Raw genomic sequence first — 22,337 nt, 5'->3', positions numbered from 1 at the left:
GCAAATGCCTCGCCCTACTCCGCGACTTTGCTTTGGTTGTAGCTGGTGGAGCGCTGCTGCCCGCTGAGTTCGGCGATGGCGTCCATGATGCGGTCCGTCACTTCGCGCCGGGCAGGCAGCGAGTGGTCCGGCCCGGTTTTATCGAAGTACAGCGGCTCCCCCACCTTCATAGTGAAGTGCTGGGGCTTCACGCCTTTTTCGCCGGCCCGCTGCAGGTTTTCAGTGCCGATCAGGCCCACGGGAACCACGGGCGCCCCGGTGGTCAATGCCAGCCAGCCAACGCCCGTGCGTCCGCGGTAGAGGAGGCCGTCCCGGGAGCGGGTGCCCTCCGGGTAGATGCCGATTCCCTTGCCTGATTCAAGGATGTCCAGCAGGGTCTTGAGCGCCTGGACGCTGGCGGCCTGCTCACCGCGTTCCACCGGGATGGAGCCGACGGATTCGAAGAAAGCCTTCATGACTTTCCCTTTGACGCCGCCGGTGGTGAAATACTCCGCCTTGGCGAAAAACGCCACCGGGCGGGGCATGAGGGCCTGGACAATGACGCTGTCAAAGAAGGACAGGTGGTTGGGGGCGACGATGAACGGCCCGTCCTTGGGGACGTTTTCCAGGCCGACGACGGTGGGCCGGCAGGTGCCGGAGATCAGGTTGCGGGTGGTCCAGCGGACGACATCAAACATTTCCATCGTTGGTCACCTCGCTCATGGCTGAGGCGTGGATGGACTGGAGCCGCTCCACGGCGTTGACGAGTTCGGCGGCATTCGCCACGACGGTGAAGGCACCGGCGCCCTCAAGCTCGCCATCCGGAGCGAATCCCCACGCCACACCGATGCAGTCCAGGCCGTTGGCAATGGCGCCCGAGACGTCCTGCGCGCGGTCTCCGACCATGACGGCGTGGTGGGTTTCGAGGTCCTTCAGGGCGGCGGCGATGATCTCCGTTTTTCCGAGCGGCACGCCGTCGACTGCGGATTCATTGTCCGCGGAGCCGTGGATGCCGCGGAAGAGTCCGTCAATGCCGTGGTGGGCCAGGACGGCCCGGGCAATGGTCTGGGGTTTCTGCGTCGCCACGGCTACGGGCACGCCGGCTGCCACAAACGTTTCCAGGACTTCCCGGATACCTGGGTAAAGCCGGCCCTGAGCGATTCCGCTCTCCGCGTAGTAGGCGCGGTACCGGCGGATCGCCTCTTCGAGGCGGTCCGCCGGAACCTTCGCCACGTTCAGCAGGGCGTCGCTGAGCTTGGGGCCAATCATGGAATCGAGCAGGTCCTGGCTGGGCACGGGAAGTCCCAGCTCTTTCAGGGCCGAGGAGATTCCGTCAGTTATCCCACCGGCAGGATCGACAAGAGTGCCGTCCAGGTCAAAGATCACGGGCACTGTTGTTGAAGTCACCGGGTTAGTTTCTCATGCCTTTACGGGTGCCCGAAACTCGCATTCCACCAGCGGAATACTTCCGGTTGAACCGCTCAGGGTCAGCCGAGGATTTCGGCCAGGAACGCGGCGGTGTGGCTGGTGGTGGAGGTGGCCACCTGTTCGGGGGTTCCCGTGGCCACGATCTTCCCGCCGCCGGAGCCGCCGTCGGGCCCCAGGTCAACGATCCAGTCCGCACTCTTGATGACGTCAAGGTTGTGCTCGATGGTGATCACCGTGTTGCCCTTATCCACCAGCCCCTGCAGGACCAGCAGCAGCTTCCGGATGTCCTCGAAGTGCAGGCCCGTGGTGGGCTCGTCCAGGACGTAGACGCTGCGGCCGTTGGACCGCTTCTGCAGCTCGGCTGCCAGCTTCACGCGCTGCGCCTCACCGCCGGAAAGGGTGGTGGCAGGCTGTCCGAGGCGGACGTAGCCCAGGCCGACGTCCACCAGCGTGTTCAGGTGCCGTGCGATGGGCGAAAATGCAGCGAAGAACTCGGCACCTTCCTCGATGGGCATGTTGAGGACGTCGGCGATGGTCTTGCCCTTGTAGTGGACTTCAAGGGTTTCCCGGTTGTACCGGGCGCCGTGGCACACCTCGCAGGGCACGTAGACGTCCGGCAGGAAGTTCATCTCAATCTTCAGGGTGCCGTCGCCCGAGCATGCCTCGCAACGGCCGCCCTTGACGTTGAAGGAGAACCGGCCGGGCAGGTAGCCGCGGACCTTCGCTTCGGTGGTCTCGGCGAAGAGTTTGCGGATGTTGTCGAACACGCCGGTATAGGTGGCGGGGTTTGAACGCGGTGTCCGGCCGATGGGGCTTTGGTCAACGTGGACCACCTTGTCGAGGTGTTCGAGGCCTTGGACCGTCTTGTGCCGGCCGGCCACCTGCTTGGCTCCGTTGAGCTTGTTGGCGAGCACCTTGTAGAGGATTTCGTTGACCAGCGTGGACTTACCGGAGCCACTGACGCCTGTGACGGCCGTCAGCAGGCCCAGCGGGAAGGTTGCGTCCACGTTGGTGAGGTTGTTCTCCCGCGCGCCGACCACCTTCAGTTCGCGCTTCTTGTCGTACTTGCGGCGCTTCTTGGGGATCTCGATGCTCTTCCGCCCGGACAGGTAGTCGCCCGTCAGGGAGTTGGTGTTGTCGAGGAGCTCCTTGTAGGAACCGGAGTGGACCACCTGGCCACCGTGCTCACCGGCACCCGGTCCGATGTCGACGATCCAGTCCGCCACATGGATGGTGTCCTCGTCATGCTCCACCACGATCAGGGTGTTGCCCATGTCGCGGAGCCTGGTGAGGGTGTCGATCAGGCGGCGGTTGTCGCGCTGGTGAAGACCGATGGACGGTTCGTCGAGGACGTAAAGGACACCTACCAGGCCCGAGCCAATCTGGGTTGCCAGGCGGATACGCTGCGCCTCGCCGCCGGACAGGGTGGCGGAGGGACGCTCCAGGTTCAGGTACTCCAAGCCCACATCCAGGAGGAAGGTCAGCCTGGCCTGGATCTCCTTGAGCACCTGGTGGGCAATCTGCGCCTCACGGCCGGTGAGGACAAGGTTGTCCAGGAACGCCGCGCATTCACGCATGGGCAGCGCTGCCACTTCGGCAATGGACTTGCCGTTGATCAGCACCGACAGTGAGGCGGGGTTCAGCCGCGCTCCGTTGCAGGCAGGGCAGGGAATCTGGCGCATGTACTCTTCGTAGCGGTCGCGCGCCCAGTCAGAGTCGGTTTCGCCGTGCTTGCGGTGGACATACTGGATGGCACCTTCGAAGCCGGTGCTGTACTTGCGTTCACGGCCGAACCGGTTGCGGTAGTGCACCACCACCTTGTGGTCCTTGCCGTGCAGGACAGTCTGGCGGACATCCTTGCCCAGCTTTTCCCAGGGGGTGTCCATGGAGAACCCGAGCTCCTTGGCCAGGCCCTCCAGGAGCCGGTTCCAGTACTCGGTGGTGGCGGTGCCCAGGGACCAGGGCGCGATGGCGCCTTCCGACAGGGAAAGCTCGGGGTTGGGGACGATCAGCTCGTCATCCACCTCCAGCTTGGTGCCGATGCCGCTGCAGGCAGCGCAGGCTCCGAACGGGTTGTTGAAGGAGAAGGACCGCGGTTCGATTTCGTCGATGGCCAGCGGGTGCTCGTTGGGGCAGGCAAGGTTTTCGGAGAAGGCCCGCGTGCGCCCGGCGTCGTCTGCGTCGAGGTCGACAAACTCGGCCAGGACCCGGCCTTCGGCGAGGCCAAGGGCGGTTTCGATGGAGTCGGTAAGGCGCTGGCTGATGCCTTCCTTGACCACCAGACGGTCCACCACTACTTCGATGGTGTGCTTGTACTGCTTGCCGAGCTTGGGCGGATCGCTGAGCTGGATGAGGTCGCCGTCCACCCGTGCCCTGGAGTACCCCTTGGCCGAAAGCTCCTTGAAGAGGTCGACGAATTCGCCCTTGCGTCCCCGGACCACGGGTGCGAGGACCTGGAAGCGGGTTCCGTCCTCAAGCTCCAGCAGCTGGTCCACGATCTGCTGCGGCGTCTGCCTGGCTACGGGTTCGCCACAGACGGGGCAGTGCGGCCGTCCGACGCGGGCCCACAGGAGGCGCATGTAGTCGTAGATCTCGGTGATGGTTCCCACCGTTGACCGCGGGTTCTTGCTGGTGGACTTCTGGTCGATGGAGACCGCCGGCGACAGTCCTTCGATGAAGTCGACGTCGGGCTTGTCCACCTGGCCCAGGAACTGGCGCGCGTAGGCGGAGAGGGACTCGACGTAGCGGCGCTGGCCTTCGGCGAAGATAGTGTCGAACGCGAGGGAGGATTTGCCGGATCCGGAGAGGCCAGTGAAGACGATCATGGCGTCGCGGGGCAGGTCGAGGTCCACGTTGCGCAGGTTGTGCTCGCGCGCGCCCTTGACCACAAGGCGGGAGAGATCGTGGCGTTGTGGGCTGTCGGCAGAGGTGGCGGTGAAGGAAGCGGGGACGGCTGTTTCTTCGGCTACGGCTTTAGGCACCCCATAATGCTAATCGAAAATTTCTTCGAACGCGCACGGTTCCGCCCTCAGGGAACATCGTAGGCGGCGGCCAGCAGCTTCACCGCTTCCGCGAACGTTGCACCCTGCGCTTTGGCGGTGGCGGCATAGGCCGCAGCGGCGTCGGACAGCCCTCCGAGACGTTCGTCACGGGCGCAGACCACGGTACCGTTCCTGCCGCGCGTTGCCACGATCCCTGCTGCTTCGAGCTCTTTATAGGCGCGCGCCACAGTGTGCGGTGCGACGTCCAGCCGCTCTGCCAGTGCCCGGACCGCAGGCAGCCTGGTGCCGGGCGCCAGCGCCCCATTGTCCACCTGGTGGATCACCTGCAGGCGGAGCTGTTCAAAAAGGGCCACGGTGCTGGTGGAGTTGGGCTTCCACGTCCCGGGGAATTCGGCTGCGGAGCTCACAGTCCGGCCTCAAGGGCACCCGAGCGGTGCGGAGCCGCAGAGAACTGGGAGTTGTAGAGCCGTGCGTAGAAGCTGTTCGCGGCCAACAGGCCCTGGTGCGTGCCCTGCTCAACAATGCGTCCGTGGTCCATGACGAGAATTAGATCAGCGTTCCGGACGGTGGACAAACGGTGCGCAATGACAAAGCTGGTCCTCCCCTGCCGCAGCCGGAGCATGGCCTGCCGGATCAGCAGTTCCGTCCTGGAATCGACGGAGCTGGTTGCCTCATCGAGGACCAGCACGGCCCGGCCTGCCAGTTGTGCCCGGGCGATGGTGATGAGCTGCCGCTGGCCCTGGCTGAGGGGTTCACCCCCGTTTTCCAGAACGGTGTCGTAGCCGTCCGGGAGCGACCTGGCAAAGCGGTCCACGTAGCTGGCCTCCGCCGCCGCCAGAATCTCCTCGTCCGAGGCCCCGGGCAGTCCGTAGGCGATGTTGTCCCTGATGGTGCCGCCGAACAGCCACGTGTCCTGGAGCACCACACCGAACTGTCCGCGGAGCCGGTCCGGCTGGACAGCGGCAATGTCGGTGCCGCCCATGGTGATCAGGCCCGTACCCGGCTCGTAGAACCGCATCAGCAGGTTCACCACAGTGGTCTTTCCCGCCCCGGTATGGCCCACAATGGCGACCATCTGGCCAGGTTCCACCGCGAATGACAGGTTCCGGACTGCGGGCGCAGCACCGGGGTAGCCGAACGTCACGTCGTCAAAGACGATGCGCCCGTCTGACGGCGCTTCCAGCGCGCCGCTCTCTGCGTCCTCTTCCGAGTCAAGGAGGGCAAACACGCGCTCCGCCGATGCGACGCAGGACTGGATCAGGTTGAGCAGGCCGCCGATCTGGCCCACCGGTTGGGTGAACAGCCTGCTGAACTGGATGAATGCCTGGATCCCGCCGATGGTCATGGCACCTGCGATGACCTGGAGGGCGCCAACCACTGCGACGGCGATGTAGTTGAGGTTTGCCATCAGCACCATCAGGGGCTGCACCACGCCGGCGGAGTACTGCGCCTTCGTCGCCGCACGGGCCAACCGGCTGTTGCTGCTCGCGAAAACCTTGGCCACCTGCGGCTGCTGGCCGAAGGCCTTGATCACCTCATGGCCCGTGATGAATTCCTCGACGTGGGAGTTCAGCTTCCCTGTTTCCGTCCACTGGCGCGCGAAATGCTCCTGCGACCTGCGGGCCACGAGAACAGTGACCCCCATGGACAGCGGCACGGAGGCGATGGCTATGCAGGCGAGGAGGGGCGATATCCACAGCATCATCGCGAGTGACCCGAACAGCATCAGGACGGACATGATCAGCTGGGTGAGGAGCTGGTTCAGCGCCTGGGAGATGTTGTCGATGTCGTTGGTGGCCCGGCTCAGCACGTCTCCGCGGGACCGTTCCCGGAAGTAGGTGGAAGGGAGCCGGTGCAGTTTGCCTTCCACTGAGCCGCGCAACCCGTACATGACGCCCTGAACTGACCGGGCAGTCAGGGAACCCTGCACCCAGTTGAACAGCGACGTGAAAATATACATCAGCGACACGGCAGCCAGCAGGAGGCCGAGCCCTTCCTGGTCCAGCGCTCCCCGGACCACCCCGTCCACCACAATGTCGGTGGCGTCGCCAAGGAGTTTGGGGGCTGCCACATTCAACGCCGCGAAACCGCAGGTGGCGGCAACGGCACCCAGCATGAGGGCCCGGAACGGCCGGAGCAGGCCCAGCAGCCTGCCGGCGGTGCGCCAGAAACCGGCCCCGCCCATGTCGGTGCCGGGCGCCGCCGTCACTGCGGCCCGTCCAGTGCAAGCTGCGAGTCGGCGATTTCCCGGTAGGTGGACGACGTTTCCAGCAGCTCGCCGTGCGTTCCCTGCGCAACGAGCCGGCCGCCGTCGAGCACCAGGATCAGGTGGGCATCCTCCACTGCGGCGATGCGTTCGGCCACGATAATCCTGGTGGCCGCCGCCAGCCGGACGTCCAAGGCCTGCCGAAGCCTGGTGTCAGTGTCGTAGTCCAGGGCGGAAAAACTGTCGTCAAAGAGGTACAGCGGGGCTTTGCGCAACAACGCGCGGGCAATGCACAGCCGCTGCCGCTGACCGCCGGAGAGGTTGGTGCCGCCCTGCCCTACCGGCGTTGCCAGCCCCAGCGGGAGGTCCCGCATGAAGCGCATGGTTTGCGCCGCCTCGAGGACCTCCCAGAGTTCGTGGTCGGAAGCTCCGGGTGAAGCCATCCGCAGGTTGTCCGCAATGGTCCCGGAAAACAGGTGGGAGTGTTGCGGGACGATCGACATGGATCTGCGCAGGAGGTCCAGCGGCAGTTCCCGGACATCGGCACCGTCGAGGAGGATGCTGCCTTCGGTGGTGTCGAGGAACCTCGGAACCAGGTTCAGCAGCGTTGATTTGCCGCTGCCGGTGGACCCGATGATGGCCGTAGTGGTCCCTGGCGAAGCCACAAAATTCAGGTCTGCCAGCACCGGCGCTTCCGCCCCTGGATAGGAGAAACCAACACCCCTGAACTCCAGGGCTCCGGGCCCGGCCAGGGGCGTCGTCGGATCCCCCAGGGCCACGGCAGGGCGCGACGGCGGGGGGCCGGCGGGGTCGGCGACGGAGGGTTTGGTGTCCAGCACCGCAGAGATCCGCTCGGCGCAGACTGCCGCCCGCGGGGCCGTCATCAGCACGTACATGGACATCATGATCGCCAGGAGGATCTGCAGGATGTAGGCGATGAAGGCGGTCAGCGCACCCAGGTTCATCTCGCCGGCGTGGATCCGGTGGCCGCCGAACCAGACCACGGCCACCGAGGAGAGGTTCACCACGAGCATGATCAGGGGCAGCATGCCGGCAACGAGCAGCGCGGACTGCAGGTTGTTGTCGGTGAGACTGGAGTTGGCGCGGGCGAACCGGCGCGTTTCGTGGTCCTGCCGGACGAAGGCACGGATGGCGTTGGCACCGATGATCTGTTCGCGCAGGATGCCGCCGGCGTTGTCGAGCAGGTCCTGGCCGTCGCGGTAGAGCGGAATGAGGCGTCGGACGATCAGGGCCATGATCAGCACGAGCAGCGGCACGATGACGATGACGACGGCGGACAGTGCCACGTCCTGCTGCAGGGCAAGGATGATGCCGCCAACGCCCATGGCTGGGCCTGCCACCAGCATCGTGAACACCAGGATGGCGAAGGACTGTACCTGCTGGGTGTCGTTGGTGGCCCGGGTAGTCAGGCTTTGGGTGCCGAACCGGGCAACTTCCAGGGAGGACAGGGACTGGATGCGGGCAAAGATTTCCGCGCGGAGCCGGTGGCCGATCCGCATTGCCACCACCGCCCCCAGATACCCTGCCGCGATGGCAGCTGCGGCCTGGACAACGGCAATGCCGGCCATCACGATACCCAAGCGGGAAATGACGCCCGTATCACCGGGAACAATCCCGTCATCAATGATGGCGGCGTTAACGGTTGGCAGCAGGAGGTTGGCGGCCGCCTGGATCAGCTGCAACAGGACGACGGCGGCGACGGAGCCCTTTTGGTCCGAGAGCAGGCGCCTCATCAAACCGATCAGCAACGAACCTCCAGTTCGGTAGGGGGCCGTCGGGGCCGGACGTCGGCCTCTCCCCCAGAAACCACTCCGTCATTGTAAGCCAGATCACTTTCCCCCGCTGTCAAAGACATGACGGCCCCGTTGAGCCGGCTGCACAGCGGCAGTTCAGGGGCGCGGAAACCGCTTAGTCCGGCTTGCGTCCCACCGCGAAGATCCTCCGGAAGGGAAACACGGTGCCGTGCCGGCCCTGCGGGTAGGCGGCCCGGAGCGCGTCCGCGTATTCCGCTTCGAAGGCGGCACCGTCCTCCGGCGGGAGCACGGCCAGGACGGGGCGCAGGGCAGTCCCACGAACCCATTCCAGGACGGGGTCGGGCCCGGGCAGCAGCTGCTGGTAGGTGGTTTCCCACGCGTCCGCGGTGCAGCCGGCGTCGAGCATGATCCCGAGGTAGTCCGCCGGTTCACTGACGGACTCTCCGCCCCGCAGGACGCCGTCGAGCTGGGCCGCCCACCGCGGTGATCCTGCCAGTTGGCGCATCAGATGATGGGACGGGGCGTTGAAGTTCCCGGGCACCTGCATCGCGAACCAGCCGCCGGGGCGCAGCGCGGCCAGCCAGGTCCGCAGCAGGTCCTGATGCCCGGGGACCCATTGCAGCGCCGCGTTCGTCACCACCACGTCCGTGTCAGCGGCAGGGAGCCAGTCCCGGATGTCCTGCTGCTCAAACGCGAGGGACGGCTGCGCGGCGGTGAGCTCCGCGGCTTTGCCCAGCATCTGGGCCGAGGAGTCCACTCCCACCACGCGGGCACCGGGCCAGCGGCGGGCGAGCGTTGCCGTCAGGTTGCCGGGCCCGCAGCCGAGGTCAACCACGTGGCTGGGGTTGGCGGCGTGGATCCTGCCGGTGAGGTCGAAGAACGGGCGGTTCCGGTAATCGCCGAACTGAACGTACTTCGCCGGATCCCATTTCATAAGCTTCTCCATGCCTTGGTGCTGACTTTGCTACGGGAAGCCTAGCCGTGGTCAACGGCAGCGGCACCGTACGCCGGACCCACGGATTTCCTGCCGCAGCGGGGCACTAAGCTGGAAAACAATGAAACTCGTTGACCAGCTGACCGATCTGACCGCGCCGGGACCGTCGGCCGCCGTCGACCCCGACCACCTGTACACCCGCTTCGTGGAGTGGACCGAAAGCCGCGGCCTGGACCTGTACCCGGCGCAGGACGAGGCCATCATGGAGCTCGCCACCGGCGCCAACGTCATCCTCGCAACACCCACCGGGTCCGGGAAGTCCCTGGTGGCCATCGCAGCCCACTTCCAGGCTATGGCGCTGGGCCGGCGCAGCTACTACACGGCGCCCATCAAGGCGCTGGTATCGGAAAAATTCTTCGCGCTCTGCGAGATTTTCGGCGCCGAGAACGTGGGCATGATCACCGGCGATTCGGGCGTGAACCAGGACGCCCCGATCATCTGCTGCACCGCCGAGATCCTGGCCAACATCGCCCTGCGCGAGGGCGACACGGCGGACCTGGGCTCCGTCATCATGGACGAGTTCCATTTCTACTCGGACCCTCAGCGCGGCTGGGCCTGGCAGGTGCCGCTGCTGGAACTGCCGCAGGCGCAGTTCCTCCTCATGTCCGCCACGCTGGGCGACGTGACCCGGTTTGAGAAGGGACTCACAACGCTCACCGGGCGCCCCAGCACCACAGTGAGCTCGGCCGAGCGGCCCATCCCGCTGCATTTCTACTATCATGACACCCCTGTCCACGAGACCCTCGAAGAGCTGCTGTCCACCAGGCAGGTTCCGGTGTACGTGGTGCACTTCAGCCAGCTCGAAGCGATCGACCGCGCCCAGACGCTCATGAGCATCAACGTGTGCACGCGAAAAGAGAAGGACAAAATCGCGGACCTCATCGCGAACTTCCGCTTCGCTGCCGGGTTCGGGAAGACCCTCAACCGGCTGGTCCGCCACGGGATCGGCGTGCACCATGCCGGCATGCTTCCGAAGTACCGGCGGCTTGTGGAGCAGCTGGCGCAGGCGGGTCTGCTGAAGGTCATCTGCGGTACGGACACCCTGGGCGTAGGCATCAACGTTCCCATCCGCACCGTGCTGCTCACTGCTTTGAGCAAGTACGACGGCGTCCGCACCCGGCTGCTCAACTCCCGCGAGTTCCACCAGATTGCCGGGCGTGCCGGCCGGGCAGGGTACGACACCGCCGGCACCGTGGTCGTGCAGGCCCCGGAGCACGTCACCGAAAACGTCAAGGCCATGGCCAAGGCCGTGGCCAAGTTCGGCGACGACCAGAAGAAGCTGCGCCAGGTGGTGAAGAAGAAGCCCCCGGAGGGATTCGTGTCCTGGGGCGAACCCACCTACCGGCGGCTCGTGGAATCCGTTCCGGACCCCCTGGCGTCCAGCTTCACTGTCACGCACGCCATGCTGATGAACCTGATGGAACGTCCCGGAGACCCGTTTGCCGCCGCACGCCGGCTGCTGACGGAGAACCACGAAACCCGGCCGGCGCAGCTCCGGCTGATGAAGAAGGCCCTGGGCATCTACCGCGAGCTGCTGGCCGCCGAAGTTGTGGAACGGATCCCGGAAGCCGAACAGGGCCCGGACGGCCGGACCGTCCGCCTGACGGTGCACCTGCAGGCCAACTTCGCACTCAACCAGCCGCTCTCCCCCTTCGCACTCGCCGCGCTGGAGCTCCTGGACCCGGAGTCGCCGTCGTACGCCCTGGACGTGGTGTCCATCATCGAGGCGACGCTGGAAAAGCCGCGCCAGATCCTCTCCGCGCAGCAGAAGAAGGCCCGCGGCGAGGCTGTGGCCGCCATGAAGGCTGACGGGATCGAGTACGACCAGCGGATGGCGATGCTGGACGAAGTGACGTACCCGCAACCGCTGGCGGACATCCTGGCCGAGGCCTTCGAGGTCTACCGCAAGGCCGCCCCGTGGGTTGGCGACTTCGAGCTGGCACCTAAATCCGTAGTCCGGGACATGTACGAACGCGCCATGAACTTCGGCGAGTTCGTCCAGTTCTATGGGCTGGCCCGCTCGGAAGGCATCGTGCTGCGGTACCTGGCCGATGCGTTCAAGGCCCTCCGGCAAACCGTCCCGCAGGACATGCTCCGCGACGATTTGGAAGACCTGATTGCTTGGCTGGGCGAGCTGGTCCGGCAGGTGGATTCCAGCCTCCTGGACGAATGGGAGGAACTGGCGTCCGGGGCCATGCCCACGCCGCACGACGCACCGCCGCCTCCCCCGCCGTCGCTGACGTCCAACATCCGCGCCTTCCGCGTGATGGTCCGCAACGAGATGTTCCGCCGTGTAGAGCTCTTCGCCGATGAGGACGCCGCGGCACTGGGCGAACTCGACGGCGGCTCCGGCTGGGACGCCGACCGCTGGGAAGACGCCCTGGACGACTACTTCGACGAACACGACGACATCGGCACCGGACCGGACGCCCGCGGGCCCGGACTGCTGATCATCACGGAGGAAGCCGGGGTGTGGAAGGTGCGCCAGATCTTCGACGACCCGGCACGGAACCACGACTGGGGCATCTCCGCCGAAGTGAACCTGGCGGAATCGGACGAAACCGGCACCGCGGTCCTGAGGGTAACGGGCGTCAACCGGCTTTAGGTAAGCTCGGACAATGAGTGTAATCCGCCCCGCAACCGAGCACGACGTCCCGGCAATCCTCCGGATGATCCACGAACTGGCGCACTACGAAAAGGAACCTGACGCGGTCCGGAACACCCCGGAAATGCTGCAGGCCGCCCTCTTTGGCGATAACCCACGGGTGTTCGCGGCAATGGCCGAAAATGCGGCAGGCGAAGTGCAGGGCTTCGCGCTGTGGTTCCTGAACTACTCCACCTGGGAAGGCGTTCACGGGATCTACCTGGAGGACCTCTACGTCAGTCCGGAGGCGCGCGGCGAGGGGCACGGGAAGGCACTGTTGAAGCACCTGGCGGGTATCGCCGTCGAGAACGGCTACGCCCGGGTGGAATGGAGCGTGCTCGACTGGAATGAGCCCTCCATCAACTTCTACCGCAGCCTTGGCGCCCGGCCGATGGACGGGTGGTCGACGTTCCGGCTTACCGGCGAAGCCCTGGAACAGTTTGGCAGCCCAGTTCCAGCCGCGGCCCATGGCTGAGGCAGGCCACCGGATCCGTGCCCGCCATGAGTTCCGCGGCATGCGCACCGTGGAGCACGTCTTCACCGTGCCCCTGGACCATGCCGCCACCGGCGGGGACGCAGAAACCATCACCGTCTTTGCCCGCGAGTATGTTGCTGCCGCCCACAGCACCGAGCAAGCGGAAAACCTGCCCTGGCTGTTGTTCCTGCAGGGCGGCCCGGGAGGGCGCGGCAACAGGTTCGGGTCCCTGGGCGGCTGGAGCAAGGCAGCGGCCAAGGACTTCCGCATCCTCATGCTGGACCAGCGCGGAACCGGCCTGTCCACCCCGGCGGACCGCAATACGCTTCCACTGCGTGGTGCGGCCGCCCGGCAGGCCGCCTACCTGGAGCACTTCCGCGCGGACTCGATCGTTGCCGACGCAGAACTGATCCGCAAAGCGCTGGGCATTCCGTACTGGACCATCTATGGCCAGAGTTACGGCGGGTTCTGTGCCCTGACCTATCTCTCCTTCGCACCGGAGGCCCTCCGCCAGGTGCTCATCACCGGCGGCCTCGCCCCGCTGACGGGTCCGGCGGACGATGTATACCGTGCCACGTACCAACGGGTTGCGGCCCGGAACGCGGAGTACTTCTCGTGGTACCCGGAGGACCGGGAGGCGCTGGAACGAATCGCCCGGCACCTGCGCAGCAGGCCAGAAGCCCTGCCCGACGGCAGCCCGCTCACAGTGGAGCGGCTGCAGATGCTGGGGGCGTTCCTGGGCGGTAACACCCGGGTGGACAGCCTCCACTACCTGCTCGAGGACGCCTTCACGGACACTCCCGAGGGGCCCAGGCTTTCGGACGGGTTCCTGGAGCAGGTGCACGGCGTCGTCTCGCGGGGTTCCAACCCGCTGTACGCCCTGATGCACGAGTCGATTTATGGCCAGGGCCAGGCCACGGACTGGGCCGCCTGGCGGGTACTGGACGAGTACCCCGAATTCCGGGCCGACGCCGAACCGCTGCTGCTCACCGGTGAGATGGTCTACCCCTGGTACTTCGATCAGGACCCCGCGTTGCGGCCGCTCCGGGAGGTGGCCGGACTGCTGGCCGCCAAAAACGACTGGAAGCCGCTCTACGACGTCCGCAGGCTCGCCGCCAACCGGGTGCCGGTGGCCGCTGCCGTCTATTCGGACGACATCTACGTGGACCGGAAACTGTCCCTGGAGACTGCAGCCACGGTCCGCGGCCTCCAGGTCTGGGAAACGGGCGATTTCCACCACGACGGAATCGCCGACGACGGTGAGGGAATCTTCGCGCGGCTGCTGGCAATGGTGGCGTCAGGCCGCCGCTGATTGCCGGTGCGCCGAAACCCTGGCCATGGCCGCAGCAGCCAGGACGCAGGCGGCGACAGCGCCGGCAAGCATGTTGAGGCCGAAGTATCCCGCCCCGCTCAGGACCAGGCCGGAGGCCGCGCCGCCCACGGCTCCCGCCGCACCCATCAGCATGTCCGAGACCCCTTGGACCACCACGCGTGCGTCCTGCCCCACGCTTTCGGCCAGCAGCGTGGACCCGGCCACGGTGGATGCTGACCAGCCCAGCCCCAGCAGCACCAGCCCTGCGGCCACCGCGGCGGTGGAGTCCTGCCCGAAGCCGGCCACGGCGACGCCCGCCATCAGCGTGGCGCAGCCGAGCATGATCGTTTCCGTCCTGCCTGCGCTGTCCGTCAGCCATCCCATGACCGGGGACAGGGCGAACATACCGGCGATGTGCAGTGAAATGGTGAAGCCGATGATCACCAGGGCTGCGCCGTCGGATGCATGGCCGGCGTGCGGCATACCCGCCCCTTCGACCAGGTGCTGCAGGTGCAGCGGCGTCATGGACATCACCCCCACCATGACGGCGTGGGCACCAACCACCGCGGTGACGGCCAGCAGCGCCATCCGGGAACCGCGGATGGCCCGCAGGCCGGTGGTGAGCCTTCCTGCCGGCTTCGGCCGAAGATGCGTGCCGATACCGGCACGGGCGGCACGGTCAGCCCCGGCGGAGTGGGCGGCCATGTCCCGGTGAGCCGCAGCCTCCTGCCCGGCAGCGTGCGGGCGGGGCCGGCCTCCCGGCCCCGCGGTGGGGGCCGCAAGTTCCCTCGCCAGCAGCAGCGGGTCCGGCCGCAGGCCGGCGAACACGAGGATGATGGCCACCACCAGTCCGGCGCTGGAAATGACGAATGGCCCAGCCACCGGCGGCAGTCCCAGCGCCAGTCCGACGGCGGCGCCCGGCTGGATCAGGTTCGGGCCGGCCACAGCGCCGATGGTGACCGCCCAGACGACCGTCGCCAGCGCCCGGCCGCGGTGTCCGGAGTCGGCAAGGTCGACGGCGGCGAAACGGGCCTGCAGGTTCGCTGCGGTGCCTGCCCCGATGCCAGCCGCACCCAGCATGAGGAGCACGAACGCCCCGGTCACGACAGAGAGCACCATCAGGAGCGCGCCGGCCAGCGCTGCGAGCATGCCGGCCACCTGGCCTGCCCGGCGGCCCCTGCGGTCCGCCAGTGCCGCCAGCGGCAATGCCGTCACGGCGGCACCGAGGGTCATGACGGTGGCCACAGCACCTGCCCAGGCGCTGGAGCCGGACAGTTCGACGGCGAGGATGGAGCCGATGGAGACGGTGGCGCCCGTGCCGATGCCGCCAAAAACCTGCGCCGCAGCCAAAAGGGCCACAGTGCGCCGCTGCACCCGTACAACCTCATGCCCCGCCATGGTGGCCATGGACCGAGCATAACCCCGTGGGACGCCGTCCAGCAGCGGTTAAACAAAGACCGCAGTCCCGGCGCTGATGCTGCCGGGACTGCGGTCTTTTGAAGCGGGAAGGCGGGTCTATTCGGCGTCGCTGTGGCTCTTCCGGACGTCGTCTTCGAGGCGCGGGTCCATGTGGGCTTCCTTGGCCTTGGAGCTGAGCAGGCTGGCAACGACGGCGATAATGATGGTGCCAACGATGACCGCCAGGGACACGAAGGTGGGGATTTCGGGTGCCCATTCGATGTGATTGCCGCCGTTGATGAACGGCAGCTCGTTCACGTGCATGGCGTGCAGGACCAGCTTGACGCCGATGAACGCCAGGATGACGGACAGGGCGTGCTTCAGGTACACCAGGCGGTTCATGAGGCCGCCGAGCAGGAAGTACAGCTGGCGCAGGCCCATGAGGGCAAACAGGTTGGCGGTGAACACGATGAACGGGCTCTGGGTGAGGCCGAAGATGGCGGGGATCGAGTCGACGGCGAACAGCAGGTCCGTCAGGCCGATGGTGATGAACACGATCAGCATGGGGGTGAAAACCTTCTTGCCGTTCACGGTGGTGCGCAGCTTGCCTTCGTCGAACTTCTCCGACATGGGGATGACCTTGCGGATCCGGGCGATGAGGGGGTTTTCCTTGTCCTCTTCGTCTTCGCCTTCATCCTGGGCCTGCTTCCATGCGGTCCACAGCAGGAACGCACCGAAGATGTAGAACACCCAGCTGAACTGCTCGATCACGATGGCGCCGAGGAGGATGAAGATGCCGCGCAGGACCAGGGCGATGATGATGCCCACCATCAGCACTTCCTGCTGGTACTTCCTGGGCACCGAGAACCTGGCCATGATGATGATGAAGACGAAGAGGTTGTCGATGCTCAGGCTGTACTCAGTGACCCAGCCTGCAACGAACTGGCCGCCATACTCGTGTCCGGCGAAGATAAACATGGCGCCGGCAAAAAGCAGGGCCAGGGTGACGTAGAACGCCACCCACAGTCCGGCTTCCTTCATGGACGGTTCGTGCGGGCGCCGAACGACCAGGAGCAGGTCGATCAGGAGGATCAGGCCGAGGACGACAAATGAGCCGACCTCGAACCACAAGGGCAATTCGAGCACAGGGGTAGCCTTTCGCGGGGTACAGAGATGCGGTGTAAGTCTCTCCGGCCAGCCTGTGCACTTGGTGCTGATGCGGCTGGCCCGCTACGCCCGGCTGGGCAACCATGCCCTGCGTGTTGACGATCGTAGCGCTCAGGATACTCCCCTACGTGACGTTAACTGTACCGCAGCGCAGCTGGATGCCACCCCGTGGTGACGTATGTGTCAGGCGTGGCCGGCGGCCTGCATCTGGCGCAGTTCCTTCTTCAGCTCGCCGACCTCGTCCCTGATCCGGGCGGCCACTTCGAACTGCAGTTCCGCCGCAGCCCCGTGCATCTGCTCGGTCAGCTGCGCGATCATGCCCACCAGGTCCTCTGCCGGTGCTGCGGCCAGGCCGTCCGCCCGTACCTGCGCAGCGACCTTCTTCGCGCCGGGCTTGTTTGCCCCCGTGATGCCGCGCTTGCCCTTGCCATAGTCGAAGCTGCCCAGCAGTGCATCGGTGTCGGCGTCTTCCTTGGCCAGCTGGTCCGTGATGTCGGCGATCTTCTTCCGCAACGGCTGCGGATCAATCCCGTGCTCAGTGTTGTAGGCCACCTGGATGGCGCGGCGCCGGTTGGTTTCATCGATGGCGTGGGCCATGGAGTCCGTGATCCGGTCCGCGTACATGTGCACCTGGCCTGAGACGTTACGGGCCGCGCGGCCGATGGTCTGGATCAGCGACGTGGAGGACCGGAGGAAGCCTTCCTTGTCGGCATCGAGGATGCTGACAAGGGAGACCTCGGGCAGGTCAAGGCCCTCCCTCAGGAGGTTGATGCCAACGAGGACATCGAAGGTCCCCATCCGCAGCTCCCTCAACAACTCCACACGACGCAGGGTGTCGACGTCCGAGTGCAGGTATTCGACCTTGACGCCGTGGCCCAGCAGGTAGTCGGTGAGGTCCTCGGCCATCCGCTTGGTGAGGGTGGTCACCAGGACGCGTTCGTTCTTTTCGGTACGCGTCCTGATCTCGCCCAGGAGGTCGTCGATCTGCCCCTTGGTGGGCTTGACCACCACCTCGGGATCGATCAGGCCGGTGGGCCGGATGATCTGCTGGACAAAGCCGTCAGCCTTGCCCAGCTCGTACTTGCCGGGCGTTGCCGACAGATAAACCGTCTGGCCGACGCGCTCAAGGAATTCGTCCCACTTCAGCGGCCGGTTATCCATAGCGGAGGGCAACCGGAAGCCGAAGTCCACGAGGTTCCGCTTCCGGGACATGTCACCTTCGTACATTGCGCCGATCTGCGGCACGGTCACGTGGGATTCGTCGATGACCAGCAGGAAGTCGTCCGGGAAGTAGTCCAGCAGGCAGTGCGGCGCCGTGCCTCGGGCACGGCCGTCGATGTGGGAGGAGTAGTTTTCGATGCCGTTGCAGAAACCCATCTGCTGCATCATTTCCAGGTCATAGGTGGTGCGCATGCGCAGCCGCTGGGCCTCGACGAGCTTGTTCTGGCTCTCCAGCACCTGGAGCCGCTCGGCCAGTTCGTCCTCGATGCGCTTGATGGCGCGGGCCATCCGTTCCGGACCGGCCACATAGTGCGAGGCCGGGAAGACGTACATTTCCTCTTCATCCTGGATGATTTCGCCGGTCAGCGGGTGAAGGGTCTGGATGTTTTCGATTTCGTCGCCGAAGAACTCGATCCGGATGGCGAGTTCCTCGTACATGGGGATGATTTCCACGGTGTCGCCGCGGACACGGAACGTCCCGCGGTGGAAGTCCATGTCGTTACGGGCGTACTGCATGGAGACAAACTTCCGGAGGAGGTCGTCCCGGTTCATTTCGGCGCCCTTGCGCAGCGTCACCATGCCGGCGATGTACTCTTCCGGGGTGCCCAGGCCGTAGATGCAGGACACGGTGGCCACCACAATGACGTCGCGCCGCGTGAGCAGGGCGTTCGTGGCGGAGTGCCGAAGCCGCTCGACTTCCTCATTGATGGACGAGTCCTTCTCGATGAAGGTGTCCGTCTGCGCCACGTACGCCTCAGGCTGGTAGTAGTCGTAGTAGGAGACGAAGTATTCCACCGCGTTGTTGGGCAGCAGTTCACGGAATTCGTTGGCCAGCTGCGCGGCCAGGGTCTTGTTCTGGACCATCACCAGGGTGGGCCGCTGCACCTGCTCAATGAGCCAGGCCGTAGTGGCACTCTTGCCGGTACCCGTGGCGCCCAGCAGCACCACGTCTTTCTCGCCGTTGTTGATCCGCTCCGTCAGGTCGGCGATGGCGGCAGGCTGGTCGCCGGCCGGCTTGAACTCGCTGATGACTTCGAAGGGCGCTACAACACGGTTGATATCCTGCGCAAGGCTCATGGATCTAATCTACAACCGGGCACTGACACTGGACGGTCCAATCCGTTACGGGCGAACAGCCCAGCGCGGTATCGGCGTGTTCAGGGAGCGTACGACGGCGGTTCCCACCCGGTTGCGGCGGCCCACGCTGCCATGGCGGGCCACGCGACGTCCGTGAACCACGGCTCCTTGGCTTCCGCGTACGGCCTGGTGCTGGCAGCGCCGGCGAAGCCCTCTGCAAGTTCAGCCTTATGAGCCCCGTACAGCTGCCGCGCCTGCCCGTCCAGCCGCAGCCAGTCCCGGAACAGCAGGGCGTAACGCCAGCCGGGAGAGCCTGCCATCCGCACGTGGATGTTGACGGCCCTGCCGGGATCGGCGTTCGCGTGGAACCGCTTCTGCCACTGCGCCGGGTCGGAGTCGGTTGGTTTCGGCGTGTCCTGGCCGGCACCGGGCACCAGGGGGAAGCCTGCAGCACCCAGCAACGGCACCAGCCGGTCCGATGCGTCCAGTCCGGGCACCGCAACCTGCAGGTCGATGACGTCCTTCGCGGCCAGGCCCGGGACGGAGGTGGAGCCGATGTGGTCCACTGCGAGGATTACCCCTGGTGCCGCAGCCATCAGCCTCGCGGCGATCCGCGCAGCCTGCTGCGGCCAGTCATCCCGGTACGCCTCAAGGACGGGCGCACCGGTCCTTTTGGCCCGGACGCCGGCTGCCAGGTTCCGGGCGTACGGCAGCAGGCGGGTGTCCCAAAGGCTGTCCACCTGCTCCAGCATGTGCTGCAGGGTGCCGGAGTTGTCCAGGACGACGTCGGCCGCGGCCAGCCTGATATCCCGCGGGGCCTGCGCTGCCATCCGCGCGCGCGCCGCTTCAGCGCTCATGCCCCGCAGTTGCTGCATCCGTTCCAGCCGCAGCCCGTCCGGGGCATCCACCACCAGGACAAGGTGGAAGTTGCTGCCCTGGCCGGTCTCCACCAGCAGGGGAATGTCCTGGACCACCACCGCATCTTCCGGCGCGGCTGCCGTGATGGCCGCCGCCCGGGAGCGCACCAGCGGATGCACGATGCCGTTCAACGCGGCCAGGCGGTCCTTGTTGCCGAACACCGCTTCTCCGAGCCGCGGGCGGTCAAGCCGGCCTTCGGCGTCGAGCATGTCCTGGCCAAACTCCGCCACGATGCGTTCCAGGCCCTCGGTGCCGGGCTCCACCACCTCGCGGGCGAGTGCATCCGCGTCCACCAGGACCGCCCCGCGCTCCTTCAGCCGGGAGGCAGCCACCGACTTCCCTGACGCGATCCCGCCGGTCAATCCGATCTTCAGCACCGTCCCAGCCTAGACGGACGGCCGGCGGCTCCGCGCCACGCTCCGGCTCGCGCCGCAAGGCCGGGACGGGCGCGTGGTTCGGTAGTCTGAGTCCATGACTGCAGGGGGCGCGGCCACGGAGCCGCTGGTCCACATCAAGGACTTCCGGATGGATTTCGGAGACGCCACCGTCATCAGGGACCTGTCCTTCGATGTGCGTGCCGGGGAATCGTTCGGGTTCCTGGGAAGCAACGGGTCAGGAAAGACCACCACCCTGCGGGCCCTGCTGGGGATCTACCAGCCCACCGCGGGGACGCTCCACATTGGCGGGAAACCCTTTGAACCCAGCGACGGCGCCCGGCTGGGTTACCTGCCGGAGGAACGCGGCCTGTATAAAAAGGAACCGGTCCTGGACGTCATGGTCTATTTCGGCCGGCTCAAGGGCCTGGGCAAGGCACAGGCCAAAGCCTGGTCCCTCGATTACCTTGAGCGCGTTCAGCTGGCGGACAAGGCTGCCGCCAACCTGGACAAGCTCTCCGGTGGCCAGCAGCAGAAGATCCAACTCGGCGTCACCATCATGAACGCCCCGGAACTGCTGATCCTGGACGAACCCACGAAAGGCTTCGACCCCGTAAACCGCCGCCTGCTGATGGACATCATCGAAGAACAGAAGCTGGCCGGCGCTACGGTCATCATGGTCACCCACCAGATGGAAGAAGTGGAGCGGCTCTGCGACCGCGTCATCCTCCTCAAGGACGGCACCTCCCGCGCCTACGGCACAGTGGAGGAGGTGCAGGAGCAGTTCGGCGGAACCGTCTACCGGGTAAGTTACGACGGCGTCCTGCCCCGATCCACCCAGTACGACATCGCACTCGACTCCGGCGGGTACGCCGAACTGGCGCCACGTCCGGGCACAGGGCAGGCTGCCGTCCTGCGGGAGCTTGTCACCGCCGGAGTCAGCGTCAGCAGTTTCACCACAGCCCGCGTTTCCCTGGACGAAATCTTCATCAGGGTCTACGGCGAACAGAACCGACCCGTGGAGGCCCGGCCATGAGCTCTGCACCAACACGTTCATCGCCCACTCCGCCCATCCCGGCCCGGCGCCCCGCCGTGCGCTGGCACAATCTGGGCACCGTAGTGGGGTTTGAGTTCTTCCGCACCACTAAAAAGCCGCGGTTCTGGATCGCCACACTGGCTATCCCCGTGGTGACGGCTATCGTCTTCGCCCTGATCTTCGTCAGTAACAGCTCCACCAGCGCGTCCGCGGATGCCCAGAAGAATGCAGCGCTGTCATTCACCTACACGGACGCGTCGGGGATCATTCCGGAGGCCGCCGGCCGGGCGGCCGGCGGGACCAAGGCGGTCAACCCGGAGCAGGCACTCGCTGACGTCAAGGGCGGCACGGTGGACGCCTACTTCGCCTATCCGGCCAACCCCGCCGTCGATCCGGTGCAGGTGTACGGCACGGACCGCGGCGTCTTCGCCAACGGGACCTACGAGGCGGTGGCCAAGCAACTGCTCATGCTGGCGGCCCAGGCAGACATCGGTTCGCCGCAACTCACGGCGGCAGCCAGCGGGAACGTTAAGGTGGACACCGAGACTTACCGGGACGGGCAGGCATCCGGTGGCTTCGGCGCCGCCGTTCCGCCGCTGATGTTCCTGGTGCTTTTCTACGTGATGATCATCCTGCTCTCGAACCAGATGCTGAACAGCACGCTGGAAGAAAAGGAGAACAGGGTCACTGAAATGATCCTGACCACGCTGAACCCCACCACCCTGATCATCGGGAAGATCATCTCGCTCCTCCTGGTGGGCCTCGTCCAGATTTCGGTGTTCCTGGCACCGGTCATCATAGGCTTCGCCTTCTTCAGGGACAGGCTGTCCCTGCCGGAGATCAACCTCTCCGACGTGGTGTTCGAACCGGGGCCGCTGCTGGTGGGCGCACTGCTGCTGCTGGGCGGCTTCCTGCTGTTCACCGCAGTCCTGGGTGCCATTGGCGCGGTGATGCCCAACGCCAAGGAAGCCGGTGTGGTCTTCGGCCCGCTGATGGCACTGATCTTCGTACCGTTTTACGCCATCAGCCTCATCCTGAGCGATCCCCAGTCCCCCATTGTGCAGGCGTTCACCTACTTCCCGCTCTCGGCGCCCGTGACCGCCATGCTCCGGAACGGCTTCGGAACCCTGAGCCCCGCCGAGTCGATCATCGTGATCGCCGAGCTGTTCATTGTCGGCGTCCTGATGATGCGCCTGTCCGTGCATCTGTTCCGCTACGGCTCCATCCAGTACACCGGCAAACTCTCGCTGGCCAAGACACTGCGCCGCCGTCCGCGCGAGGCCGCCGGCAGGTAGTGCCGCCGCAATAGCGGCCCTTCGGCTGCAGTTAGA

Annotated in this window: 16 protein-coding genes; 5 read left to right on the top strand and 11 right to left on the bottom strand. The window is 65.9% G+C overall.

What is annotated here, in order from left to right; all coding sequences use genetic code 11:
• Positions 1-14 precede the first annotated feature (14 nt).
• The 7 genes from ACP3TD_RS10055 to ACP3TD_RS10025 all read right to left on the bottom strand — a co-directional run bounded on the left by ACP3TD_RS10055 (position 15) and on the right by ACP3TD_RS10025 (position 9,324).
• Positions 15-683, bottom strand: coding sequence for a lysophospholipid acyltransferase family protein (locus tag ACP3TD_RS10055; RefSeq protein WP_426762725.1), 669 nt, complete (start codon positions 681-683; stop codon positions 15-17).
• Entirely contained in the window at positions 670-1,386 is a 717-nt protein-coding gene (locus ACP3TD_RS10050; protein WP_426762724.1) for an HAD hydrolase-like protein, read from the bottom strand. Before ACP3TD_RS10050 ends, ACP3TD_RS10055 begins: the two co-directional genes overlap by 14 nt.
• Before the next feature lie 80 nt (positions 1,387-1,466).
• Positions 1,467-4,388, bottom strand: a complete 2,922-nt coding sequence (gene uvrA, locus ACP3TD_RS10045; protein ID WP_426762722.1) for an excinuclease ABC subunit UvrA — start codon at positions 4,386-4,388, stop codon at positions 1,467-1,469.
• A 47-nt stretch (positions 4,389-4,435) separates the two neighbouring features.
• The gene (locus ACP3TD_RS10040; protein WP_426762720.1) at positions 4,436-4,816 is read right to left on the bottom strand and encodes a GntR family transcriptional regulator; all 381 of its coding nucleotides are present in this window, start codon (positions 4,814-4,816) and stop codon (positions 4,436-4,438) included.
• Positions 4,813-6,594: an ABC transporter ATP-binding protein gene (locus tag ACP3TD_RS10035; RefSeq protein WP_426767194.1), complete on the bottom strand. Its 1,782-nt coding sequence runs from the start codon at positions 6,592-6,594 to the stop codon at positions 4,813-4,815. Before ACP3TD_RS10035 ends, ACP3TD_RS10040 begins: the two co-directional genes overlap by 4 nt.
• Before the next feature lie 20 nt (positions 6,595-6,614).
• The gene (locus ACP3TD_RS10030; protein WP_426762718.1) at positions 6,615-8,369 is read right to left on the bottom strand and encodes an ABC transporter ATP-binding protein; all 1,755 of its coding nucleotides are present in this window, start codon (positions 8,367-8,369) and stop codon (positions 6,615-6,617) included.
• A gap of 175 nt (positions 8,370-8,544) precedes the next feature.
• A complete protein-coding gene (locus tag ACP3TD_RS10025; protein ID WP_426762717.1) occupies positions 8,545-9,324 on the bottom strand; it encodes a trans-aconitate 2-methyltransferase in 780 nt (259 codons plus the stop codon).
• 121 nt (positions 9,325-9,445) lie between these two features.
• On the opposite strand from ACP3TD_RS10025, the gene ACP3TD_RS10020 reads away from it, so the two are divergent.
• Genes ACP3TD_RS10020 through ACP3TD_RS10010 form a run of 3 tightly spaced genes read left to right on the top strand, consistent with a single transcriptional unit; the run spans position 9,446 to position 13,815 of the window.
• Positions 9,446-11,989, top strand: coding sequence for a DEAD/DEAH box helicase (locus tag ACP3TD_RS10020; RefSeq protein WP_426762716.1), 2,544 nt, complete (start codon positions 9,446-9,448; stop codon positions 11,987-11,989).
• Between the two features lie 13 nt (positions 11,990-12,002).
• On the top strand, positions 12,003-12,503 hold the full coding sequence (locus ACP3TD_RS10015) for an N-acetyltransferase family protein (RefSeq protein ID WP_426762715.1): 501 nt from the start codon (positions 12,003-12,005) through the stop codon (positions 12,501-12,503).
• Positions 12,496-13,815 (top strand): alpha/beta fold hydrolase, encoded by a 1,320-nt coding sequence (locus ACP3TD_RS10010; RefSeq protein ID WP_426762714.1) that lies wholly within the window; start codon positions 12,496-12,498, stop codon positions 13,813-13,815. The genes ACP3TD_RS10015 and ACP3TD_RS10010 overlap by 8 nt, the downstream gene beginning before the upstream one ends.
• Here the strand turns inward: ACP3TD_RS10010 and ACP3TD_RS10005 are convergent.
• The 4 genes from ACP3TD_RS10005 to coaE all read right to left on the bottom strand — a co-directional run bounded on the left by ACP3TD_RS10005 (position 13,801) and on the right by coaE (position 19,973).
• Complete coding sequence (locus tag ACP3TD_RS10005) at positions 13,801-15,222, bottom strand: MFS transporter (RefSeq protein ID WP_426762713.1); 1,422 nt, start codon at positions 15,220-15,222, stop codon at positions 13,801-13,803. The two genes, ACP3TD_RS10010 and ACP3TD_RS10005, sit on opposite strands and share 15 nt — an antisense overlap.
• 108 nt (positions 15,223-15,330) lie before the next feature.
• Positions 15,331-16,359, bottom strand: coding sequence for a TerC family protein (locus tag ACP3TD_RS10000; protein ID WP_426762712.1), 1,029 nt, complete (start codon positions 16,357-16,359; stop codon positions 15,331-15,333).
• Positions 16,360-16,563: 204 nt separating this feature from the next.
• Positions 16,564-18,678 carry an excinuclease ABC subunit UvrB gene (gene uvrB / locus ACP3TD_RS09995; RefSeq protein ID WP_426762711.1) on the bottom strand — a complete coding sequence of 705 codons (2,115 nt, stop codon included), beginning with the start codon at positions 18,676-18,678 and terminating at the stop codon, positions 16,564-16,566.
• Positions 18,679-18,758: 80 nt separating this feature from the next.
• Positions 18,759-19,973 (bottom strand): dephospho-CoA kinase, encoded by a 1,215-nt coding sequence (coaE, locus tag ACP3TD_RS09990; protein WP_426762710.1) that lies wholly within the window; start codon positions 19,971-19,973, stop codon positions 18,759-18,761.
• Between the two features lie 94 nt (positions 19,974-20,067).
• On the opposite strand from coaE, the gene ACP3TD_RS09985 reads away from it, so the two are divergent.
• Complete coding sequence (locus ACP3TD_RS09985) at positions 20,068-21,006, top strand: ABC transporter ATP-binding protein (protein WP_426762708.1); 939 nt, start codon at positions 20,068-20,070, stop codon at positions 21,004-21,006.
• A complete protein-coding gene (locus ACP3TD_RS09980) occupies positions 21,003-22,301 on the top strand; it encodes an ABC transporter permease (protein ID WP_426762706.1) in 1,299 nt (432 codons plus the stop codon). The genes ACP3TD_RS09985 and ACP3TD_RS09980 overlap by 4 nt, the downstream gene beginning before the upstream one ends.
• Positions 22,302-22,337 lie beyond the last annotated feature (36 nt).

The sequence above is a fragment of the Pseudarthrobacter sp. 1G09 genome (genome assembly GCF_050038305.1).
GTDB classification, from domain to species: Bacteria; Actinomycetota; Actinomycetes; order Actinomycetales; family Micrococcaceae; genus Arthrobacter; species Arthrobacter equi.
Note: the sequence above shows the minus strand (reverse complement) of the source record. Positions and strands in the feature narration are given on the sequence as shown.

Bases quoted from the DNA above. Each gene is read 5' to 3' on its own strand.
- ACP3TD_RS10020 (WP_426762716.1), top strand. From the start codon at position 9,446: ATGAAACTCGTTGACCAGCTGACCGATCTGACCGCGCCGGGACCGTCG.
- ACP3TD_RS10055 (WP_426762725.1), bottom strand. From the start codon at position 683: ATGGAAATGTTTGATGTCGTCCGCTGGACCACCCGCAACCTGATCTCC.
- uvrB (WP_426762711.1), bottom strand. From the start codon at position 18,678: ATGAGCCTTGCGCAGGATATCAACCGTGTTGTAGCGCCCTTCGAAGTC.
- ACP3TD_RS09985 (WP_426762708.1), top strand. From the start codon at position 20,068: ATGACTGCAGGGGGCGCGGCCACGGAGCCGCTGGTCCACATCAAGGAC.
- ACP3TD_RS10005 (WP_426762713.1), bottom strand. From the start codon at position 15,222: ATGGCCACCATGGCGGGGCATGAGGTTGTACGGGTGCAGCGGCGCACT.
- ACP3TD_RS09980 (WP_426762706.1), top strand. From the start codon at position 21,003: ATGAGCTCTGCACCAACACGTTCATCGCCCACTCCGCCCATCCCGGCC.
- ACP3TD_RS10035 (WP_426767194.1), bottom strand. From the start codon at position 6,594: ATGGGCGGGGCCGGTTTCTGGCGCACCGCCGGCAGGCTGCTGGGCCTG.
- ACP3TD_RS10025 (WP_426762717.1), bottom strand. From the start codon at position 9,324: ATGAAATGGGATCCGGCGAAGTACGTTCAGTTCGGCGATTACCGGAAC.
- ACP3TD_RS10015 (WP_426762715.1), top strand. From the start codon at position 12,003: ATGAGTGTAATCCGCCCCGCAACCGAGCACGACGTCCCGGCAATCCTC.
- ACP3TD_RS10030 (WP_426762718.1), bottom strand. From the start codon at position 8,369: ATGAGGCGCCTGCTCTCGGACCAAAAGGGCTCCGTCGCCGCCGTCGTC.
- ACP3TD_RS10010 (WP_426762714.1), top strand. From the start codon at position 12,496: ATGGCTGAGGCAGGCCACCGGATCCGTGCCCGCCATGAGTTCCGCGGC.